At 69.2% G+C, this 20,910-nt stretch carries 22 protein-coding genes; 8 read left to right on the top strand and 14 right to left on the bottom strand.

What is annotated here, in order from left to right; genetic code table 11:
• Positions 1–59 precede the first annotated feature (59 nt).
• From AB0B64_RS45375 to AB0B64_RS45365, 3 genes are all read left to right on the top strand, one after another.
• Positions 60–881 (top strand): helix-turn-helix transcriptional regulator, encoded by an 822-nt coding sequence (locus AB0B64_RS45375; protein ID WP_358187571.1) that lies wholly within the window; start codon positions 60–62, stop codon positions 879–881.
• Between the two features lie 174 nt (positions 882–1,055).
• Complete coding sequence (locus tag AB0B64_RS45370; protein WP_358187567.1) at positions 1,056–1,403, top strand: type II toxin-antitoxin system RelE/ParE family toxin; 348 nt, start codon at positions 1,056–1,058, stop codon at positions 1,401–1,403.
• A 1-nt stretch (position 1,404) separates the two neighbouring features.
• On the top strand, positions 1,405–1,704 hold the full coding sequence (locus AB0B64_RS45365) for a helix-turn-helix transcriptional regulator (RefSeq protein WP_358187563.1): 300 nt from the start codon (positions 1,405–1,407) through the stop codon (positions 1,702–1,704).
• 66 nt (positions 1,705–1,770) lie between these two features.
• Here AB0B64_RS45365 and AB0B64_RS45360 read toward each other — a convergent pair whose 3' ends face one another.
• A complete protein-coding gene (locus AB0B64_RS45360) occupies positions 1,771–3,225 on the bottom strand; it encodes a carboxylesterase family protein (protein WP_358187558.1) in 1,455 nt (484 codons plus the stop codon).
• Positions 3,226–3,351: 126 nt separating this feature from the next.
• Here AB0B64_RS45360 and AB0B64_RS45355 point away from each other — a divergent pair, with 126 nt between their 5' ends.
• From AB0B64_RS45355 to AB0B64_RS45345, 3 genes are all read left to right on the top strand, one after another.
• Positions 3,352–3,786 (top strand): SRPBCC domain-containing protein, encoded by a 435-nt coding sequence (locus AB0B64_RS45355; protein ID WP_357955767.1) that lies wholly within the window; start codon positions 3,352–3,354, stop codon positions 3,784–3,786.
• Positions 3,773–4,105 carry a metalloregulator ArsR/SmtB family transcription factor gene (locus tag AB0B64_RS45350; protein ID WP_358187549.1) on the top strand — a complete coding sequence of 111 codons (333 nt, stop codon included), beginning with the start codon at positions 3,773–3,775 and terminating at the stop codon, positions 4,103–4,105. The genes AB0B64_RS45355 and AB0B64_RS45350 overlap by 14 nt, the downstream gene beginning before the upstream one ends.
• A gap of 89 nt (positions 4,106–4,194) precedes the next feature.
• Positions 4,195–4,977, top strand: coding sequence for a thioredoxin family protein (locus tag AB0B64_RS45345; RefSeq protein WP_358187542.1), 783 nt, complete (start codon positions 4,195–4,197; stop codon positions 4,975–4,977).
• 6 nt (positions 4,978–4,983) lie between these two features.
• Here AB0B64_RS45345 and AB0B64_RS45340 read toward each other — a convergent pair whose 3' ends face one another.
• The 6 genes from AB0B64_RS45340 to AB0B64_RS45315 form a co-directional block, all read right to left on the bottom strand.
• Positions 4,984–5,835, bottom strand: a complete 852-nt coding sequence (locus tag AB0B64_RS45340) for a hypothetical protein (protein WP_358187540.1) — start codon at positions 5,833–5,835, stop codon at positions 4,984–4,986.
• Entirely contained in the window at positions 5,832–6,155 is a 324-nt protein-coding gene (locus AB0B64_RS45335) for a PadR family transcriptional regulator (protein ID WP_358187535.1), read from the bottom strand. Before AB0B64_RS45335 ends, AB0B64_RS45340 begins: the two co-directional genes overlap by 4 nt.
• 202 nt (positions 6,156–6,357) lie before the next feature.
• Positions 6,358–7,188, bottom strand: a complete 831-nt coding sequence (locus tag AB0B64_RS45330) for a carbohydrate ABC transporter permease (protein WP_358187531.1) — start codon at positions 7,186–7,188, stop codon at positions 6,358–6,360.
• A gap of 44 nt (positions 7,189–7,232) precedes the next feature.
• Positions 7,233–8,240 carry a sugar ABC transporter permease gene (locus tag AB0B64_RS45325; protein ID WP_357955875.1) on the bottom strand — a complete coding sequence of 336 codons (1,008 nt, stop codon included), beginning with the start codon at positions 8,238–8,240 and terminating at the stop codon, positions 7,233–7,235.
• Positions 8,240–9,466 carry an extracellular solute-binding protein gene (locus tag AB0B64_RS45320; RefSeq protein ID WP_358187527.1) on the bottom strand — a complete coding sequence of 409 codons (1,227 nt, stop codon included), beginning with the start codon at positions 9,464–9,466 and terminating at the stop codon, positions 8,240–8,242. The genes AB0B64_RS45325 and AB0B64_RS45320 overlap by 1 nt, the downstream gene beginning before the upstream one ends.
• Positions 9,467–9,477: 11 nt before the next feature.
• Positions 9,478–10,506: a LacI family DNA-binding transcriptional regulator gene (locus AB0B64_RS45315; RefSeq protein ID WP_357955754.1), complete on the bottom strand. Its 1,029-nt coding sequence runs from the start codon at positions 10,504–10,506 to the stop codon at positions 9,478–9,480.
• A gap of 123 nt (positions 10,507–10,629) precedes the next feature.
• Between AB0B64_RS45315 and AB0B64_RS45310 the strand changes: the two genes are divergently transcribed.
• On the top strand, positions 10,630–12,819 hold the full coding sequence (locus AB0B64_RS45310; RefSeq protein WP_358187518.1) for a glycogen debranching N-terminal domain-containing protein: 2,190 nt from the start codon (positions 10,630–10,632) through the stop codon (positions 12,817–12,819).
• A 22-nt stretch (positions 12,820–12,841) separates the two neighbouring features.
• Here AB0B64_RS45310 and AB0B64_RS45305 read toward each other — a convergent pair whose 3' ends face one another.
• The 5 genes from AB0B64_RS45305 to AB0B64_RS45285 all read right to left on the bottom strand — a co-directional run bounded on the left by AB0B64_RS45305 (position 12,842) and on the right by AB0B64_RS45285 (position 17,349).
• Entirely contained in the window at positions 12,842–13,918 is a 1,077-nt protein-coding gene (locus AB0B64_RS45305) for an SDR family NAD(P)-dependent oxidoreductase (protein ID WP_358187512.1), read from the bottom strand.
• A 36-nt stretch (positions 13,919–13,954) separates the two neighbouring features.
• Complete coding sequence (locus AB0B64_RS45300; protein ID WP_357955746.1) at positions 13,955–14,740, bottom strand: chitosanase; 786 nt, start codon at positions 14,738–14,740, stop codon at positions 13,955–13,957.
• Between the two features lie 91 nt (positions 14,741–14,831).
• Positions 14,832–15,512 carry an FMN reductase gene (locus tag AB0B64_RS45295; protein ID WP_357955744.1) on the bottom strand — a complete coding sequence of 227 codons (681 nt, stop codon included), beginning with the start codon at positions 15,510–15,512 and terminating at the stop codon, positions 14,832–14,834.
• 30 nt (positions 15,513–15,542) lie between these two features.
• The gene (locus tag AB0B64_RS45290) at positions 15,543–16,616 is read right to left on the bottom strand and encodes an LLM class flavin-dependent oxidoreductase (RefSeq protein ID WP_357955873.1); all 1,074 of its coding nucleotides are present in this window, start codon (positions 16,614–16,616) and stop codon (positions 15,543–15,545) included.
• A 76-nt stretch (positions 16,617–16,692) separates the two neighbouring features.
• Positions 16,693–17,349, bottom strand: a complete 657-nt coding sequence (locus tag AB0B64_RS45285; RefSeq protein ID WP_357955742.1) for an NAD-dependent epimerase/dehydratase family protein — start codon at positions 17,347–17,349, stop codon at positions 16,693–16,695.
• Positions 17,350–17,554: 205 nt separating this feature from the next.
• Between AB0B64_RS45285 and AB0B64_RS45280 the strand changes: the two genes are divergently transcribed.
• Positions 17,555–18,484, top strand: a complete 930-nt coding sequence (locus tag AB0B64_RS45280) for a helix-turn-helix transcriptional regulator (protein WP_358187500.1) — start codon at positions 17,555–17,557, stop codon at positions 18,482–18,484.
• Positions 18,485–18,486: 2 nt separating this feature from the next.
• Here the strand turns inward: AB0B64_RS45280 and AB0B64_RS45275 are convergent, their stop codons facing one another.
• Positions 18,487–19,308 carry an SAM-dependent methyltransferase gene (locus tag AB0B64_RS45275; RefSeq protein ID WP_357955739.1) on the bottom strand — a complete coding sequence of 274 codons (822 nt, stop codon included), beginning with the start codon at positions 19,306–19,308 and terminating at the stop codon, positions 18,487–18,489.
• Positions 19,309–19,594: 286 nt separating this feature from the next.
• A complete protein-coding gene (locus tag AB0B64_RS45270; RefSeq protein ID WP_358187494.1) occupies positions 19,595–20,848 on the bottom strand; it encodes an amidohydrolase in 1,254 nt (417 codons plus the stop codon).
• Positions 20,849–20,910 lie beyond the last annotated feature (62 nt).

The following is a 20,910-nucleotide window of genomic DNA, read 5'->3' as shown; positions in this document are numbered from 1 at the left end:
GCGATCCTGGGGGTGAGGGGACCAGGCACGCACGAAGGCGCGCGAACTACCGTGGGGGCATGAGCGACGAAGTCAATCTTCTTGGCGATTACGTACGCGCCCGCCGGGAGCTCGTCACTCCTGACCAGGCCGGCATCCCCTCTGTGGGCGTACGGCGCGTGTCGGGCCTGCGCCGGGAGGAGGTCGCGATGCTGGCCGGCATCAGCGCCGACTACTACCTACGCCTGGAGCAGGGCCGCGACCGCAACCCCTCCACGCAGGTCCTCGAGTCGCTCGCCCGCGTGCTGCAACTCGACGACGACGCGACGGCCTACCTGCTACGCCTCGGGGCGGACAAGCCCCGGCGGCGTCGGCGGCGCTCCCGGAAGGAGACCGTCCCTCCGGGCGTCGCCAAGCTCGTCGTCACGCTTGCGCTCCCCGCGTACGTGGAGGGCCGCTACTTCGACGTCCTCGCCGCCAACGCGCTGGCGACCGCTCTGTCACCGCGACTCGTGGCGGGGGGCAACCGCCTGCGGGACGTGTTCCTCGACCCCGCCGAGCAGGCCCTCTACCCGGACTGGGAGGACGCCGCGCAGGGCATGGTCGCCGGCTTCCGCGAGTCGGTCGGCACCGACACGGACGACCCCCGATTCATCGAACTCGTCGGCGAGCTCTCCCTCGCCAGCCCTCGCTTCAGCAGGCTCTGGGCCCGCCACGACGTGAACACATGCGAAGGCACACCCAAGCACATCGACCACCCCCAGCTCGGTGGCCTGTGGCTGAACCGGGAGAGACTGGCCGTCAGCGGCGCGACAGGCCAGACACTAGTCGTCCTCCACCCGGACCCCGGCACCGACAGCGCCGACAAGCTGGCGCTCCTCGCGTCCGTCATGCGGACATGACGCCGCCCGTGCTCAGCCGCTCGGCCGGGTGACCACGACTGCTGACAGAGGGTCGTCCATCGGCGCTGGGTCGGACGGGACCGCTCCGCCAAAATAGGCGAGCGTAGCTGGTGACCTGGGCTTACTTCTCGTTTCAGGGGACACCGCGCTTGCCTGCGCTATAACGTCCGTGTTATGAATTGGGGAGAGGTGGAGTTGGAACCTGAGGTCGACAAGTGGTTCGACTCGCTCAGCCAGGAGGATCAGGAAACGGTGGTCTTCTATGTCGATTTGCTGGCGTGGCGCGGAGTGCTGCTCGACGAGCCGTACACCAGGCAGCTGCATGGCAAGCTTAGGGAGCTTCGGTTCTACCTCTCTCAAGAGGCTGTGCGCATCACATACTGGATCGCATCAGGCAGACGGATCATTCTGCTGACGGTGTTCCGCAAGCAGCGGATGCGCGAGACGGCCGAGGTCAAACGAGCTGTGCGAGCTATGAATCGGTGCATCGCCGAGGCTCACACGGCGGATGAGGATGAGTGACGTGAGCGAGCGCAAGGCATGGACCGACAAGCGCGCCGAAATCATGAGCCGTCCGGGCGCCGGAGCCGCTTACGAAGCCGCTCGGATCCGTTTCGAGCTGGGTGAGGCTGTACGGCTGCGCCGCGAAGAGCTTGGCTTGACCCAGGCGGAGCTGGCCGAGCGAGCGGGTCTCCAGCAGCCGGCAGTGGCCCGGTTCGAAGCGGGCGGCACCATGCCGACCATCCCCATGCTGGAACGCTTCGCCGAAGCCCTCGGCCTACGTCTCTCCGTCCAGTTCCAGCCCCTTCGTGAAGCGAGCTGAGCTTTCTTTGATCCGGTCACCGCACCATCACTGACCTGGTCGGGCCCGCTTTGCCGACAGGCCGTCTCAGGTGAGGCCGTCGAGGTGCCACCAGGTGCCTGAGGGCCAGGTGCGGCCGTTCCAGGCGCGGCGTTCGGTCGGGCGGGGATCGGATTCGACCCGGCTCTGGCCGGTGTCGAAGATCATGGTCTGGCGGTGTTCGGTGTCATTGGGTGCCCAGCCGGGCGCGTCACCCCGGGCGAAGTGTCCCCAGGTGTCGTGCAGTTCTGCCGACAGCGTCTGGTCGGCGGGGTCGGTGAGTGGGATCGACTGCCAGATCATCGGCCCGTCCGCGCCGTGCCCGCCGCGCAGCAGCCTGCCGAGGGGGGTCGTGGCGGGTACGCCGGGAAAGGGGCCGTCGTAGCGGGATCGCCACACCGGGGCGTGTCGTGCCTGTGCTTCGGCCAGCCGGGTTGTGGGGATGCCGTACCGCTCGTCACTCAGGACGGCCAGGCCGAGCGCGGTGTCGTCGAGTTCGGGTCGGCTCTCGCGGTACGCGGCCAGTATCGTGTCCGCCTCGGCCGTGCCGAACAGTTCGGCCAGCACCCTCGGCGCCTGTGCGGCCGTACTGGCGTCCAGCATTTGGAAGGTGCCGCCCTCGTTTCCGCAGGTCTGGGCGAGCAGCGGGATGCCGGCGGCGGCACCCGCGGCGATGGCGTCGATGGGCCTGCCGGACAGCACGGTCCCGTCGATGACGGGCCGCCAGATCCAGAGGGCCTTCGCGCCGGTGGCGATGGCGTCCTGTGCCGCGAGCATCTCGGCGGCGGGCACTTCGCGCACCCGGTCGCCGCTCACGCCGAGCTCCCGAAGGAACCGTACGGTCACGGCCTTGGCCTGCGCCGGGGTGGCGACGTGGTCACCGCCGCCGCTGCTGGACGCGGCCCGGTGGATCAGCCCTCGGGTGAGCGGGGTGGCCAGCAGGTTGGCCACGCTCTTGGCGCCGGCGGACAGGCCGTACAGGGTGACCCGCTTCGGATCTCCGCCGAATGCCGCGATGTTCTCCCGCACCCAGCGCAACGCCTGAACTTGGTCGAGCAGTCCTGAGACGCCTGAGGAGTCGCCGATGTCGAGGAAGCCCAGGCTGCCCAGCCGGTAGTTGAAGCTGACCACGACCAGATCATGGGTGCGGGCGAAGAGCGCCCCGTCGCCGTACATGTCGGTGCCGCTGCCAGTGAGATAGCCACCTCCGTGTATCCACACCAGCACCGGCCTCAACCGGCCGTCCGGGGGAGGCGCCGCCACGTTCGCGTACAGGCAGTCCTCGTCCATGGCCGGGGCCGGTAGGCCGGGCAGGACGGACTGCATGGCCGCGTTTCCCGGCGCGGTGGCTTCCCGCACCCCCCGCCAGGGCACCGGCGGCTGCGGCGGGCGCAATCGGAGCTCGCCCACAGGGGGAGCGGCATAGGGGATTCCCTGCCAGACGAGCACATCACCGAGATCGACGCCACGGACCGTACCAGCACGAGTCTCAACAAGGGTCACGGCGACCTTCATAGCAGCCCACGAAGGACCGCCGGAGGTCGGCCCACCCCATCGGCCGGTTGACGCAACCGAATGGTTGCCATAGTGTTGTGGCAACCGAATGGTTGCAACAGATGGAGGTGTGTCATGGGTTTTCCCGATCGCATCGAGCGCAGCATCAGCGTCGCCCACCCGCCCGCGAAGGTATGGGAAGCGATCACGACGGCTGAGGGATTGGGCACGTGGTTCGGTCACAAGGCGACCGTCGACCTGCGTGTCGGCGGCCTCGCCCAACTGACCTTCGAGGGCGGGCATAACGCCTACCTGCGCATCGAGCGCCTCGAGCCGCCGCACGTGTTCGGCTACACCTGGGGCATCAACGGCCTGCCGGCCGACGATCCGCGCCGTACCTACGTCGAGTTCACCCTTGAGCCGGAGGCCGGAGGGACCCGGCTCACCGTGGTCGAATCCGGCTTCGCGCAACTGCCCGACGACCTCTACTCCGGCGCGTACGGCGGCAACGTCAAGGGATGGCAGAGCGAGCTGGACGAGCTCGTCGAATACCTCGATGCCCGAGCGTGAGCCGGAGGCCGTCGCGGAAGAGGTCTTCGCCGCGCTGGCCGATCCCAGTCGGCGGAGCATCCTGGCCGCGCTCGCGTCCCGCGGGCCGGCCACGGCGACGGACCTGGCGGCCGGCCTGCCGATCACCCGGCAGGCGATCGCCAAGCACCTCGGCTTGCTCGCCGAGGCCGGGCTGGTCATCGCCGAGCCCGGCGAGCGGCGTCGCGTCCGCTACCGGCTCCAGTCGGCCCCCATCCAGGTCGCGCAGCAGTTTCTCGCCGCGCTGGCCCGTGACTGGGATTCCAGTCTCGACGCCCTCAGGCGGCATCTGGGTACGTGAGGGGCAGGGGGAGTCGTGACGATGATCGGATCGTGTCGCGGGCGCCGGTGCCCGTGACTTGATCGCGTGGTAAGGACAAGGAGAAGACAATGATCGATCACAAGACCGGAACGCGTGAAGAGTGGCTCGCGGCCCGGCTGGAGCTGCTCGAGGCCGAGAAGGCCCTGACTCGGCAGGGCGACCGAGTGGCGCGGCAGCGGCAGGAGCTGCCCTGGGTTCGCGTCGACAAGGAATACCGATTCGAGACCGACGAGGGCACCGCGTCCCTCGCCGACCTCTTCGAGGGACGCTCGCAGCTGCTCATCTACCACTTCATGTTCGGGCCCGATTACCAGGCGGGATGCCCGTCCTGCTCGGCGATCGCGGACGGCTTCAACGGCTCCGTCGTCCACCTCGCCAACCACGACGTCACGCTCTGCGCGGTGTCGCAGGCTCCGCTCGCCAAACTGCAGGCGTACAAGCGGCGGATGGGCTGGAGCTTCCCCTGGGCCTCATCGTTTGGAAGCGATTTCAACTACGACTTCCGGGTGACGCACACCAGGGAGGAGTGGCAGTCGGGAGTCGTCGAGTACAACTTCCGCTCGATGGACGTCCGGCCGCCGGAGTCGGGTGAGGAGAATCCCGTCCTCGTCGAGTTCGCGTCGAGCGTGGGCACGGACTGGCCGACGTACCGGCAGCAAGGGCCCGGCATGAGCGCGTTCGCGCTCGAGGTTGACGAGGATGAGGATGCCGTCGTGTATCACACCTACTCGACGTATGAGCGTGGGGTGGACGGGCTCTGGGGCATGTTCCAGTGGCTCGACCGCGCGCCACTCGGCCGTAACGAGACCGGCTTCTGGTGGCGCCGCCACGACGAGTACGACAGCCAGTGATCACTCTCAGTCTTTGGCCGCGCGCCTCCATCCCGTCGCGGCCATGATCAGCAGGAGAGCCGCAAGGGCCGACCAATAGGCCGTGTACCGCAGGCTCGCCGGTGGGTTGGTGAGCGCGGACGCCAAGCCCGGCAGGACGTAGATCGACGCCGCCAACGCCCAGCGCGGGCTACGCGCGACGGCGGTGGCCCACACCCCTGCCAAGAGCAGGCCGCCTTCCGTGCCCGCCCTGACCAGCTGCCAGGTCTCGCCGTACTCGACGAAATTGGGCGCGTAAGTGAGGACGATGGCAGCCGCCGGGATCGCCAGCCACCACCACGGCCGCGTGCGCAGGTCCCGCGATCGACCGGCCGCGAGGACCACGGCCCCGGCCGCCAGCAGGCCGTAGGGCGCCAGAGAAACCCAGTTGTGGTACGCCGGGCCCAAGAACGGCGCCCATCCCGTCGCCTCGGTCCCCAGCAGCATGGCCCGGCCGGTCGAGAGCGTGCTGACCAAGGCCAAAGGCAGTGCCGCCAGCGCCCAGCCGCGCAGCAGCGCGACCACCAGCGCCGCCGAAGTGGCCAGCCACCAGGGGGAGGCGTGGTCGGCGATGTTGTACGACAGATTCGCCAGGGCCAGCGTCAGGAGGCCGAGATGCACGCCGTCGGCCCACCATGGCGCGGGCCCCTCGGCGGCCTTGCGGGCCCGGGCGGCGAAGCCCGCCGTGACAAGGGCGGCCGTCTCCCGCGGCGAGGGGGCACGGCGCGGCGAGTCGTTCATCAACGTGCCGAGGATCTCGGCGCCGTATTCGGCACGGTGGCCGGACGGGAAGGCCCGCAGGAACAGCCGGTACCAGCTTTCGGTGAACGCCTCGCTCATGCCCGTGCCGTCCCCAACGCCGGGGCGATCCGTCCCGTGACGACCCGGGCGGCCTGCTCCATCCGCGCCGCCTCCTTGATGACAGCCGCACGTCCGTCCTCGGTCAGGCGGTAGTAGCGGCGGGGGCGGCCCTGGACGCTCTCCTCACGGTCCACGGCGATCAGCCCGTCGCCCGCCAACCGGTCCAGCGCGCCGTAAAGGGTGCCGACGGCGAGCCGCACCCGCCCATCGGACTGCTCCTCGGCGCGCTTGATGATCCCGTAGCCGTGCGAAGGCCCATCGAGTAACGCGGCCAGTACGAAGTACGTGGGCTCGCTCATCACTGGCGATCTTTTAACCATACGGGCGACGATATATCGGGCGGCGAAGTATGTGAAGGGGTGCGGACAACCCACCCAGACGGTGCCCGTGCGCGCGTAACGGCGCCCGGCTCCGTGCGGGTTCGGCGGCCGTATTCCTGGAGGTCCTGAGCCCCGTGCGGCGGGTGGCGGTGGGGGCGGCTGTGCCGTACAAGAAAATTGATCACCCCTTGTCGCTGCCCTCGTTGGCGCCGCGGACGAACCTGCGCTGGAATATCACGAAGATCACCGCCACCGGGATCGTCGCGAGCAGCGCCGCCCCCAGCTTGAGCGGGTACTGCGTGCCACCCCCCAGCGACCCGCTGACCAGGTCGGCCAGCCCCCGGGGCAGCGTGAACAGCGCCGGGCTCTGGACGGCCACCAGCGTGTGCGGGAACTCGTTCCACGCGCTCTGGAACGAGATGATCGTCAGCGTGATCAGCGCCGGCCGCGCCATCGGCAGCACTACCGACCAGAAGGTACGGAACGCGCCCGCCCCGTCGATCCGGGCCGCCTCCTCCACCCCCGCCGGGATCGAGTCGAAGAACTGCTTCATGATGAACACCCCCGCCGCGTCCACGAGGACCGGCAGGATCAACGCCAGATAGCTGTCATACATCCCCAACTGATTGAGGACCAGAAATTTCGGGATAAAGAGGACTACGCCCGGCACGGCCATCACCGCGATGACCGCCCCGAACAGCGCCGACCGCCCGCGGAAGCGCAGCCTGGACAGCGCGTACCCGGCCAGCGAGTCGAGGAAGACCCGCCCGGCCGTCAGCACAAGCGTCACCAATAGCGAGTTGCCCAGCCACAGCGGCATGTCGGTCCCGCTGAACACCCGCTCGAACCCCGCCAGCGTCCCCGGCTGCGGGATGGGCGAGAGTGGTGAGGCGGCCGCGTCCGGCTCGGTCTTGAACGAGTTCGCGACCTGGATGACGAACGGGTAGATGAACACCAGCGCGAAGAAGATCAGGATGGCGTAGCCGGTGAAGGTGCTCGCGAGCCTGCGCACCCCACCTCCCGCCGTCCTGTCCCGCGTTGAGAGCGTCGGGTGTGTCACGAGCTCCTCCTCTCCCGCATCACGCGCCGCTGGAACAGCGTCAGCAGCACGATGATGAGGAACAGCACGAACGAGATCGCCGTCCCCGCCCCATAGTCGAAGTCCCGGAACGCCGTCTGGTACGACAGGAACGCCGGAGTCAGCGTGGTCTTGGCCGGAGCGCCCTTGCTCATGACGTAGATCTGGTCGAACACCTGCCAGCTCCCGATCATCCCGAGCGTCAGCACCAGGAACATCGTCGGCCTGAGCATGGGCAGCGTCACGTACCGGAAGCGCTGCCACCGCCCCGCCCCGTCGAGCACGGCCGCCTCCTCCAGCGTCACCGGGATGTCCTGCAACGCCGCCAGGAACATCAGCATGAACGTGCCCGACGTCGTCCACACGACCAGCGCGATGATCGCGCACATCGCCACGCTCGGCCCGGACAGCCACTCCCACCACGACAGGCCGAACGGCCCCGCCCCGGCGAGTGCCGCCGGCGGCGTGTCCATGCCGAGCAGCAGGTGGATGACCCCTCTGGCGTCGGAGAACCACTGCGGCCCCTGGATGCCGAAGAAGCCCAGCAGCTGCGTGAGCGCCCCGGAGTTGCTGAAGATGAACAGGAACACCACGCTGATCGCCACCGAGCTGGTGACCGACGGGAAGTAGAACGCGCTCCTGAAGAACGACTTGCCCTTGAGCAGGCGGCTGTTCACGATCAGGGCCAGGCCCAGCGCCAGTGCCGTCTGCAGGGGTACGACGATCGCCACGTAATAGGCGTTGTTCCGGACGCTGATCATGAAGTTCTCGCGGGCCAGGTCGTCGCGGGTGAACAGCCGGCCGTAGTTCTCCAGCCCGACGAACGGCACGCCGCTCTTGAACGGGCTGCCCTGGCCGTTCCACGAGGTGAGGCTGACCCACATCGCCATCAGGATCGGCAGCAGCAGGAACACCCCGAGGATGACCACGACCGGCGCGACGAACAGCCACCCCGTCACGTCGTCCCTGGCCCGGCTGCGGCGCATCACTCGCCCAGCGCGGACTGCGTGTTCTTCTGCAGCCTGGCCAGCAGCGCCTTCGGGTCCTGCGAGGTGAGCTGCTGGAGCCCGGCGTCGAAGTCGGACAGGACGCTGTCCATCTTGGCGGCGTTCACCGGGCCCTGGGCGTAGGCGGCGCCGTCCACGAACGCCGTGTCCGCGGGGAACTCCTTGACGTAGGCGTCCTTGGCCGACTGTCGCGACGGCATGACCCCGAACGCCTTGGCGAACGTGAGCTGCTGGTCGGCCTTGGTCATCGCCTCGACGAAGGCGATCGCCGCCGTCTTGTTGGCGCTCTTGGCCGCGATGCCCCAGCAGTTCGTGAACGACAGCGTGCCCTGCTTGGCCCCGGCGGGCAGCGGATGGGCCGTGTACTGGATGTCGGGGTAGTCGGCCTTCAGCGCGCCCTTGATCCAGTTGCCCTCGATCGTCATCGCGGCCTTGCCCTTGCCGAACGCCTCACCGGCCCACTCCGCGCCGAGCTGCTTGGGGTACTGGGCCAGCTTGTCCTTGAGCAGGGTCTTGACGTACTCCAGGGCCTTGAGGTTCTCGGGGCTGTCGCCGGTGGCCTGCTTGCCGTCGGCGCTGGTGATCCAGCCGCCCGCCTGCACCATGAACGCGCCGATCCGGTCGCGGGTGTCGCCGATCGCCAGCGGGATGATGCCCTTGGCCTTGAGCTTGCCGGCCGCCTCGGTGAGCTGCTCCCACGTGGTCGGTACGTCGTCCGCCGCCAGGCCCGCCTTCTTCCACAGGCCGTCGTTGACGATCAGCGCCAGCGTGGAGAAGTCCTTCGGCGCGCAGTAGAACTTGCCGTCGCGGGTGAAGGTGGTGCGCAGGCTCGGGTAGAAGTCGTCCGGGTTCGAGATCTTGTCACCGTACGGCTCCAGCGCGCCGACACTGGCGTAGTCGGCGAACCGCGAGGCGTCCACGTAGAAGACGTCGGGCGGGGTGCCGCCCGCGAACGCCTGGCCGAGCTGCTGGTGGATGTCCTGCGCCGGGGTGACCGTGGCCTGGTTGCCGCTCGCCTTCGCCCACGCGTCCGCGGCCTGCTTGACCGCCGTCGTCTCCGGGTCGCCGGAGGAGGCGATGAGAATCCGCAGCGAGGCCGGGCCGCTGCTCTGCGGCGCGGCCGACGGCTTGTCCTCGAAGCCGCTGCCGCACGCGGTCGCGGCCAGCGCCAGTACGGCGAGCGCCGCCAGGGGGAGGTGTTTCATCGCGTTTCCTTTCACGCTGTACGCCGGATGACCAGGGAGGGTTGAAGCAGTACGTGATCCGGCTTGTCCGGGCTGTCGTCTTCGAGCAGCCGGGTCAGCACGCGGACACAGCGCACGGCGGCGTCCGACAGCGGCTGGCTCAGACTGGTCAGGCCGATCGCGGCCGCCACGGGCGTGTCGTCGAACCCGATCACGGGCACCGGCCCGGCCTGCATGGCGCCCAGGGCGACGGAGTCGCTCACGCACACCAGGGCGGTGGCGCCGGCGGCGATCAGCTCCCGCGCCGCGGCCTCACCCTCGGCCGCCGACCCATCGGTCCGCCGCTCAAGCGCACCCGCCTCGCCGCCTTCGGCGTCATTCGTGCGAGCTTCGCCGTTTTTCGCGCGCGGCGTCAGGCCCGCGGCTTCGAGCGTCCGGACCCAGCCGCTCCTGCGGTCGTCGCCGACGCCGGAGCCCTCGGGCCAGCCGATGAACCCGATCCGCCGGTGACCCGCGTCGAGCAGGTGCCGGGTGGCGGCGGCCGTACCGGCCGCGCCGTCCACGTCCACCCACGGATGGTCGCCGCCCTCCGGCATGCCCCACGGCCGCCCGAACGTGACGAATGCCAGCTCCCGCTCGGCAAGCCACGAGGTGCGCACATCGCCGTAATGGGTGCCGGTCAGGACGAACGCATCCGGTTCGTACGCCCCGAGCAGGTCGTCGAAGGTGGCGATCTCCGATTGGTCGTCGTCGGCCGAGTAGAGGATCACCCGGTACCCCGCCTTGGCCGCCGACTCGGTCAGCCCGTGCAGGAACCGGTCGAACACGTTCATGCCATCCTGGGTCTGTTCGATCCGGACGGCCAGGAGCCGTGACCGGCCGGTCCGCATGCGGCGCGCGGCCTGGTTCACCCGGTAGCCGAGCTCCTCGACCGCCTGCCGTACGCGCTCACGCGTCTCCTCGCGGACGAGGTCGGGGGAGTTCAGGACGTTCGAGACGGTCTGCCGGGAGACGTTGGCACGCCGCGCGACGTCGGCGATCGTCACCTTTTCGGGCATCATGTCGCTTTCTAAGGGTTTGAACGTTCAAACGGAGGTATGGCAGGATTGGATCGTTCAAGTAAACGGAGTGTTACGCACTATCTCCCTTGGATGATTCGCCTGTCAAGATTTTGGGGGCCGCTCGTGCTCGACCAAGCCACGCACCGCCTGCAACCGCTGTTGCACGACCTCGTCAGCACCGTCCTGGCACCGACGACCGCGCTGAGCGGGACCGACGGCCAGATCAGGGCGGCCGGGGTGCAGGGCCTCTTCCATGCGGACGCGCGAGCGTTGTCGCAGGTGAAGCTGGCCGTGGACGGCAGGGAACCGGAGGCGGTGGGGCACGCCGTGCAGGCCGCCGGCCGTACCAGGTTCGTGTCGCTGGTCCGCTGGCTGGGCGACCCGATCGCGGACCCCACGGTCCGCGTCGACCGTACGCGGGAGGTCGCGCCCGGACGGATGGCGGAGCTCATCGAGATCACCTCCACCGCCACCCGCCCGGTGACGGCCACCGTCACCCTCGACCTGAGCTGCGACTTCGCCCCGATCGAGCTGGTGAAGTCCGGCGGCAGCGCCCCTCCGGCCGCCGTCACGCCCGGCTCGTCCACCGATGGCGCATGCCTGGAGTGGCGGTCCGGCCGCATCCACGTACGGGCGACCGCCGAGAACGCCACGGCCGAGCTCGTGGGGGACCCCGTGCGGGTGACCGGCGAGAATGTGGCGGCCGAGCCGGAGACCGCAGGGCGGTTTCGGTGGGATGTCGCGCTGGCGCCCGGCAAGCGCGTCACGCTGCGGTGGGCCGTCGTGATCGACGACCCCGAGGCGGTGGTGACCGCGCCGGCCAAGCCGCTGGAGTGGAGCGTCCCGCAGGTGACGGCCGACGACGCCCGCCTCGTACGGCTGGCGGCCCGCTCGCTCGAGGACCTGCGCTCCCTCCGGCTGGCCGAGACCGGTGAGCCGGAGGACACGTTCCTGGGGGCGGGGGTGCCGTGGTTCCTGACGCTGTTCGGGCGGGACAGCCTCTGGGCCGCCAGGATGCTCCTGCCTCTGGGCACCGACCTGGCGGCGAGCACTCTGCGCGTACTGGCCAGACGACAGGGCACCCACGTCGACCCGGCCACCGGTGAGGCACCCGGCAAGATCATGCACGAGTTGCGCCGTCACGAGCACAGCGGCGGCGACCTGCGACTGCCCGCCGCCTACTACGGCACCATCGACGCCACCCCCCTCTGGATCGGGCTGCTGCACGACGCCTGGCGCTGGGGCATGCCCGCCGCCCAGATCGAGCCCCTGCTCCCCGCCCTGGAGGCGGCGCTCGGCTGGCTCGGCGACCACGCGGACCCGGACGGGGACGGCTTCCTGGAGTACATCGACTCCACCGGCCACGGCCTGGCCAACCAGGGGTGGAAGGACTCGGGCGACGCGGTCCGCTTCCGCGACGGCCGCCAGGCGGAGCCGCCCATCGCGCTGGCTGAGGTCCAGGGGTACGCCTGCGCCGCCGCCCACCAGGGGGCCGCTCTGCTTGCGGCGTTCGGGCGGGAGGGGGCTGAGCGGTGGCTGGACTACGCGGGCACGATGGCCGACCGCTTCCGCGCCCGCTTCTGGGTCACCCACCCCGCACCGGTCACCGATCGGGAGAGCGGTTTTCCGGCGCTGGCCCTTGACCGCGACAAGCGGCCGGTCGACTCGCTGACCAGCAACATCGGCCACCTCCTCGGCACGGGACTGCTGTCGCCGGGGGAGGAGGCGAGGGTGGCGGAGCTGCTGGGCACCCCGGCGATGTCCGGTGCCTTCGGGCTGCGGACGATGTCGGCGGACGACGGCGCGTTCAGCCCGCTGTCCTACCACTGCGGGTCCGTCTGGTCGCACGACACCGCCATCGTCATCGCCGGACTCGCCAGGACCGGTCATGGCCGCCTGGCGGCGGAGCTGGCGCGGGGCCTGCTGACGGCGGCGGAGGGCTTCGACTACCGCCTGCCCGAGCTGCACGCGGGCGACGACCGGGACACGGTCGGGCGCCCGGTGGCCTACCCAGCCGCCTGCCGTCCCCAGGCGTGGTCGGCCGCCGCCGCCGTGACGCTGCTGCACACGGCTGTGGGCCTGTATCCGGACGTACCGGGCGGCAAGGTCCTGGTGCGTCCTCTGGCGGGAGCCCCGCTCGGCGCGGTCACGGTACGCGGCCTGCGGGTGGCGGGCGCCGACGTCACCGTGTCGATCGACCGGTCGGGCGGAGTCCAGGTGACGGGCCTCCCACCTGGCCTGTCGGTCGAGGTGGCCGACCCCGGCCTGCCGGTCGAAGTCACCGAGCCCGGCCTGCCGGTCGGGGGGCTGTGAGGGGTCAGCGGGCCCGGAGAGGTCAGGGGGCCGGGAGGACGGAGAGCTCTGCGAGGTGGGCTTGCGGTGGGGCGGTGAGGGCCGTCAGGACCATGGAGGCGACCGCGGCCGGGGGTAGGCACCTGTCGGGGTTGTACGGCGAGCCGAAGCCGGTCCGGACCTTGCGCAGCAGTTCGGTGGCCGTGGCGCCCGGGTAGATCGTGGTGACCCGGATGCCATGGGGTTGTTCCTCGTCCCGTACGGCGTCGCCCAGCTCGCGCAGTGCGGCCTTGCTGGCCGCGTAGGCGGGCCAGCCCTGGGGGCTCAGGCCGGGCGCGGCGTTGATGAGGATCACCCGGCCGCGGCTTCTGCGCAGGGCGGGCAGGAGGAGGCGCAGCAGCTCGGCGGCCGAGGCGACGTTGACATTCAACGTGTCGCGCCACAGCTCCACCGTGCTGTCCGCGGTCGTGGTCACCTCGGCGATGGCCGCGCAGTGTACGAACGCGTCTAACTCCCCGATGGGCGGCAGCGCGGCGGCCAGCGTCTCCGGCCGGGCCAGGTCCGCCACGATGGCGATGACACTGCCGGGGGTGAAACCGGCGGGCGTCACATCGAGGTGCGTGACGGTGGTGGGGCTGACTTCGGCGGGCGTGACCGTGGGTACGGCCGGAGTCATGATCTCCGGCCACGGGAGATTCGCCGCGACCGGGGTGATCTCGCCCAGCCCGGCGATCCCATCCATGGCATCAGGCCCGGCGATCCCATCCACGCCATGCCCGGCGGTTCGGTCTGTGCCGCCAGGCCCAGGGGTCGGGTTCGCGCCGCCAGGCTCAGCGGTCCGGTCTGCGCCGCCAGGGCCAGTGGTCCGGCCCGAGCTGCCAGGTCCGGTGACCTCGTCCATGGCACCGGGCCCGACCGGTCGGTCCACGGTGGCGACCCCGCCAGATGTGGCGAGTTCACCCGATGTGGCGAGCCCGCCTGAGGCGGCGAGTTCGCTCAGGCGGGCCGGGTCGCGGACCAGGGCCAGGACCCGGTAGCCCGCGTCCAGCAGCGTCGTGGCGATGGCCGAGCCGATGCCGCCCGTCGCCCCTGTCAATAAGATCGTCCCAGCACGGGTCATGATCAGAGCGTGGCAGAGGCGCGGGCCGTACGTCTATTAGCTCTTGATCGTGTAGCTGTCGCCGTACACCTTCCAGGTCAGCGGCGGGTTCAGGTCGAGGTTGCCGTTCTTGAGGAAGACCCGCTGCTCGGTGTCGACGCGGGTGGTGTCCTCGTGCGCCTCCTCGGCCTTCATCGCGGCCTTGCGGGCGTCCAGGAACGCGTTGAGGTACGTCGTCTCGTTGCCGCCCTGCGCGGGGGTCTTGGCCTTGGACATCGCGGTCTTCCTGATGCCGCCGAAGCTGAGCTTGTCGGTGCCGGGGCCGTGCATGACGATCGCGTCGTAGTAGATGAACTGGCCCAGCGCCCGCAGTCCGTCCGTCTTGGCCTGGCTGACCGACGGGTTGAAGTAGACGCGGTCGCGCTCGTCGTTCTGCGCCGTCTGGAAGACGGTGTCCTTGGCGGCGGTCTTCCAGTCCTTGGTGAAGTTCGGGTCGAGGCCCGCGTGCGAGTCGCTGCCGTTGACCTTGCGGAGCGCGGGAAGGTATTTGGCCAGGACGTTGCCCGGCTTGCGGTTGGTGTAGAGCTCGACGAGCGCCAGCATGTCGCTGGTGCCGGAGCAGAAGCCGATGATCCCGGCCGTGTAGCCGCGGCCGTCGTCGATGTCCTCGATGTAGCCGTACTGGGACTTCCAGTCGAGTGTGGAGTTCTCGGCACTGGACACCAGCTGCATGGCGATGTCCTTCTTGTGCGGATCGGTGAGGTCGACCGCGGCCTGGCTGGTGCCCGTGAGCGCGAGAGTGGTGGCTAAGGCGACCAGTGAGACGAGAGTGGTTCGGAGCAACGTGATCTCCTGCTCTTCGTTAGGAAAGCTTCCTAACGAACCATACTCACAGGAGTCAACGTTCGGGGCTTTTGTTGTGAAATTGGGCCCCTTATCGGCGTAGTGCGGCTAGTTGCTGCTCGAACGGCACGACATCCAGCTCCGGCTCCGGCTCCGGCTGGCGGCCCGGCTCTCGGCCCGGCCTGCTGCCGGCCGCGTCGCCGAGCCCGGCCTCAGCGGGCGCCGGCGTACGGCCGCGCAGCAGGTCGGCCAGTTCGGTCGCGGCGCGGTCGATCCGCTCCGCCAGGCCGTCCGCGAAGCCGTCACCCCCGCCGCCCCAGTCCTCCGACGCCGCGTAGACGGCGGTCGGCGCCACCATGGCCCTCAGGTACGCGAACAGCGGCCGCAGCGCGTGCTCCAATGCCAGCGAGTGCCGTGGCGTGCCGCCGGTCGCCGCGATGAGCGTCGGCTTGCCCGCCAGCGCGGTGGGCTCCACGACGTCGAAGAACGACTTGAACAGGCCGCTGTAGGAGGCGCTGAAGACGGGCGTGACCGCGATCAGGCCGTCGGCCTCCGTCACCGCCTCGATCGCCGCGCGCAGCCGGGCGCCGGGGAAGCCGGTGACGAAGTTGTTCGCGATGTCGACGGCGAGATCGCGCAACTCGATCACCCGCACAGTCACCTCGGTCGGCCGGTCGGTGAGCCGCCGCACGGTCGCCTCCGTCAGGCGGTCGGCGAGCAGGCGGGTGGACGACGGCTGGGTCAGACCCGCCGTGACGACGACGAGCTTCATGAACACTCCTCCGAACTCCATGTGCAGCGGTCAGGCGGTCAGACGGTCGCGGGTGGTGTGGACGGGACCGTCGGGCACGTCGGCCGGCCGGTTCGCCGCGAACTCCCGGCGCAGCACCGGCACGACCTCCTCCCCGAGGATGTCCAGCTGCTCCAGGACCGTCTTCAGCGGCAGCCCCGCGTGGTCCATCAGGAACAACTGCCGCTGGTAGTCGCCGAACGACTCCCGGAACGTCAGCGTCCGGTCGATGACCTGCTGCGGGCTGCCCACCGTCAGCGGCGTCTCCTCGGTGAACTCCTCCAGCGACGGGCCGTGCCCGTACACGGGGGCGTTGTCGAAGTACGGACGGAACTCGCGCACCGCGTCCTGCGAGTTCTTCCGCATGAACACCTGCCCGCCGAGCCCCACGATGGCCTGCTCGGGCGTGCCGTGCCCGTAATGGGCGTACCGCTGGCGGTAGAGGGTGATCAGCCGAATGAAGTGCTCCTTCGGCCAGAAGATGTTGTTGGCGAAGAACCCGTCACCGTAGTAGGCGGCCTGCTCGGCGATCTCCGGGCTGCGGATCGAGCCGTGCCACACGAAGGGCGGCACCCCGTTCAGCGGCCGGGGCGTGGCGGTGAAGCCCTGCAGCGGCGTGCGGAAACGGCCCTCCCAGTCGACGACGTCCTCGCGCCAGAGCCGGTGGAGCAGCGCGTAGTTCTCGACGGCCAGCGGGATGCCCTGCCGGATGTCCTGCCCGAACCACGGGTAGACGGGCCCGGTGTTGCCCCGGCCCAGCATCAGGTCGACCCGGCCGTCGGCCAGATGCTGCAGCATCGCGAAGTCTTCGGCGATCTTGACCGGGTCGTTGGTCGTGATCAGCGTCGTGGCCGTGGACAGCGTGAGCCGCTCGGTCTTGGCCGCGATGTAGCCCAGCATGGTGGTGGGGGAGGACGGCACGAACGGCGGGTTGTGATGCTCGCCGGTCGCGAACACGTCCAGCCCCACCTCCTCGGCCTTGACCGCGATGGCCACCATCGCCTTGATGCGCTCATGCTCCGTCGGCGTCCTGCCGGTGGTGGGGTCCGTGGTCACGTCGCCCACACTGAAGATCCCGAACTGCATATCGTTCATCACCTCTTACTATTGAACGTTCAACGACCACCCAAGCAGCGAACGGTCCGAGGTTATTCCGCGCGGGTCAGCCTTGGAGGGCGTTGATCTCCAGCGGTCCGAGGATCCGCTTGGGCGCGCCGCGGTCCGCCACGGTGATCATGGCCTGGCCGATCCGCTCCGTCGTGGTCACCGCCGCGGGGAAGAGCAGCCGCAGTATCGGGTAGAAAGGCGCCGTCACCACGTACGCCAGCCGATACCAGGTCGTCCGCGAGGTGACGCCGTGCATGGGCTGGATGTAGCCGGGCCGGAACATGTACGCCTCGAACGGCAGGGCCAGCAGCGCGTTCTCGGTCTGGCCCTTGACCCGGGCCCACATCGCCCGCCCGTGCTCGTCGGTGCCCACCCCGGACACGTAGACGAACGTCGAGCCGGGGTTGAGCCTGGCCAGCGTCTCGCCGGCCGCCAGCGTGAAGTCGTACGTGACGCGCCGGTAGTCCTTCTCGCTCATGCCCGCCGAGGAGACACCGAGGCAGAAGAAGCACGCGTCGTAGCCGGACAGCTCGGCCTCGATCGGTGTGAGGTCGAGCAGATCCGGGTGCGCGAGCTCGCGCAGCTTGTCATGGGTACGTCCGGTGGGGGTGCGGCCGACCGTGAGCACGGCCGTCACCCGGTCGTCGGCCAGGCATTCCCGGAGTACGCCCTGCCCGACCATGCCGGTGGCGCCGAAGATGATGACTTTCATGCCAACCCAAATGTTATCGCCCGATCGGCGGTAGATCGGAGCCAGATCGGAAGCAGTCAGACGGTGGTCAAGCGGTGGTCAAGCGCTGTGCCCATCCCGTGACCTGGTATTTCCGCTATTAACCTGGCTCGTGGCGGCGGAGCTGGCTAGCGTGGCAGGATTGTCTGCGCGTCAGACTGCCACAGTTTCCGACCTAGGAGCGTATATGCCGAATGCTCGGAATATTGACGACCTGACCGAAATTCCAGGTTGGGAGACTCGTCAGTCCGGGCCGACAGCGCTGCGGATATTGGTGGGGAGGCAACTACGCCGGCTGCGTGAGTCGCGGGAGATCACGCGTGAAGCCGCGGGATACGCCATCCGGGGTTCGCATTCCAAAATCAGCCGCCTGGAATGCGGGCGGACCAGTTTCAAGCTGCGCGACGTGGCCGACCTGCTCACCCTCTACGGCGTGGTCGAGGAGGCCGAGCGCGAGGCCGTGCTCTCGCTGACCAAGCAGGCCAACGCGCCCGGCTGGTGGCACGAATACCGCGAGGTGGTGCCCGACTGGTTCGAGGACTACCTCGGGCTGGAGCAGGACGCGGCGATGATCCGTACGTACGAGGTCCAATACATCCCTGGCCTGCTCCAGACCGAGGACTACGCCCGCGCGGTGATCACCTGCGGCCACCAGGGCTGCCCGCCCGAGGCGATCGAGCGCCGGCTCGCGCTCCGGATGCGCCGCCGGCGGATCCTCACGCGGCCCATGGCGCCCAAGCTCTGGGTGGTGCTGGACGAGGCGGCCCTGCGCCGCCGGGTCGGCGACGGCCCCACGATGCGCGGGCAACTCGAGCACCTCAAGGAGATGGCGAAGCTGCCGCACGTCACCATCCAGGTGCTTCCGTTCAGCTACTGCGGCCACATCGGCGGGGTCGGCCCCATCACCATGCTGCGCTTCGCCCAGGCCGAGCTCGACGACGTGGTCTACCTCGAGCAGATCGCCAGCGCGCAGTATCTCACCAGGGCCTCCGACGTGCACCCGTACCAGCACCTGATGGACGAGCTGGGCATCCACGCGCAGCCGTCGGCCGTGACGCCGGCGATCATCAACAAGATCATCGACGAGATCGACGAGGAGATCGACGGCACCCCGTAGGGCTACGGTTTGCGGGCCACGGCGCAGAAGGCGTCCACCTCGTCGGGCACGCCGAACACCGAGGACTCCACCCGCCACCGGGAGACGGAGACGACGCCCGGATCCACCAGTTCCAGGCCGTCGAAGAACCGGGCGATCTCGTCCGGGGTGCGCAGGCGGTAGGAGTACGACTGCTCCTCGTCGTGGAGCCGTCCGGCCTCCGCGGCCGCGTCGGGCTTGATGGTGTTCGTACCGTCTTCGAACACCAGGTAGCTGCCCGACGGCAGAGCGTCCAGCAGTTGCCGCGTCAGCGCGTGCGCCTGGTCGTCGTCGAAGATCGTGCCCATCACGCCGAGGAGCATGAGGGCGGTCGGCCGGCTGAAGTCCAGCGTCTTGGCCGCGAACTCCAGGATGGCGGCCGGCTCGCGTACATCGGCCTCGATGTAGTCGCAGGCCCCCCGAGGGTCGCTGGCCAGGAGCGCCTGGGCGTGTACCAGCACCAGGGGATCGTTGTCGACATAGACGACGCGGCAGGACGGGTCCACTCGCTGAGCGACCTCATGGGTGTTGTCGACCGTCGGCAGTCCGGTGCCGATGTCCAGGAATTGCCGGATGCCGGCGTCCTCCGCCAGATAGCGGACGGCGCGGCCCAGGAACGCGCGGGCGTGGCGGGCGATATCCTCCATTCCCGGATAGATCTGCCGGAGTTGCTCGGCGTGTTCGCGATCTACCGGGTAGTTGTCCTTTCCGCCCAGCCAATAGTTCCACACCCGGGCCTGATGCGGCTTGCTGGCGTCGATCTTGGAGGGGAGTGCGGGATCGTTGTCGAAGGATTCATCCGCCACGACATCGTCTCCTCTTTTATCGCATATATGGCTCTAAGCTGAGTGTCCTGGCGTCTCGTCGCGCTGTCACGCCTTAAAGCGGGATCTCCTAACCTTCCAGATAAAAAATTGCCGCTTAAGACGGATGTCTGGTTGGCGCTTTCTGCCCAGAACCGTGCGCAGATGAACTGATCTTGACTGATTCCCGGGGGTTGGCGCAACTGTTACACGCCGCGCGAGGCACTCAGTCAGGTGCCGCCGGGCCCGCGGGCCAGACGGCACAACCCGTACGTCAGGGAGGCGACGCTCAATTCTGGCGGATCAGCGAGGCGAGGATGTCGATGCCGATCGGGATCGCCTCCTCCACCACGTCGAAGTTCGCGCTGTGGTGCGGCCCGGGGCTGGCGCCGCCGATCATCAGGTACGCGCCCTTACCGTTGCGCCGCTGCACGTGCCGGATGAGCAGGTTGGCGTCGTCGCTCCCGGCGAACGCCTGCGTCCTGATCACCTCCGCCACCTCGGGCAGCGCACCGGCCACCTCGACGATGCGGTCGATCACCTCGTCGTCAGGGGACACGGTCGAGGACTGGCCCATCACGGCGAGCGCCACCTCGACGCCCTGCGTGCGGGCGGCTCCCTCCACGATGGCCCGGATCCGGTCCACCAACTCATCGACGACCTCGTCATCCGTGGCGCGCGCCTCGCAGGTCAGCACCGCCGCGGACGGCACGATGTTCACTCCGTCACCGGCGACGAGCGTGCCGACGTTGAGCCGGGTGTCCGCGGAGCTGAAGCGCGGGATCGCCATGATCCCCAGCGCGGCCATGGCGGCGGCGAGCAGCGCGTTGCGACCCGTCTCCGGCGAACCGGCGGCGTGGGAGGCCTTGCCGGTGAAGTCGACCTTCAGCTTGCGGGTGGCCATGCCGCCGGTGAAACTGCCCACGACCGAGCCGACGGCCAAGTCGCCCGCCATGTGCACGGCGAGCATGGTGTCGATCGGGTCCGCGACCCCGGCGTCGATCATCGTCTGCGCGCCCCGTACGCCCTCTTCCGCGGGCTGGAACAGGATCCGCAGCGAGCCCGCGAAGTCGCGGTCGGCGAGACGATGCAGCAGGCCCACACCCATGGCGACGTTCGCGTCATGGCCGCACGCGTGCATCGCGCCGTTCGTCGCGGCGAAGCCGTTCGCGACCGGGAAGTGAGCGGGATCGTCTGATTCGCGCATCGGCAGCGCGTCGATGTCGATCCGCAGCCCCCATCGCGGGCCCGGCCGGTCGCCGGCCAGATCGACGACCATCGCGGTGCCGTTCTCCCGGAAGTACCTGGCACTTTCGGCGGGAACGCCGGACGCGACCGCGCGAGCCTCCCACTCGTCGAGCGTTTGCGGTGACGGGTAGTTCACGACGGGGGAGAGGTCGTGGGCGTCCTTCCCGGTCAGGACCCGCACCGGCAGGCCGTCGATGGCCTGTTTGATCCGGGCCGCTGTCCCGATCTCCACGAACGCGGGTTCCGGATTGCGGTGCACTTCTCGCCGAAGCGCCCTGAGCTGCTCGAAGTCCACAAGACTCCTTCTCGCCACGATGATCGACGGCCGGGCGGCCGCCTCGCTCAGGCTAGGGAAGG

Source organism: Nonomuraea sp. NPDC049129, from assembly GCF_040648495.1.
In the GTDB taxonomy this organism is placed as follows: Bacteria; Actinomycetota; Actinomycetes; order Streptosporangiales; family Streptosporangiaceae; genus Nonomuraea.
Note: the sequence above shows the minus strand (reverse complement) of the source record. Positions and strands in the feature narration are given on the sequence as shown.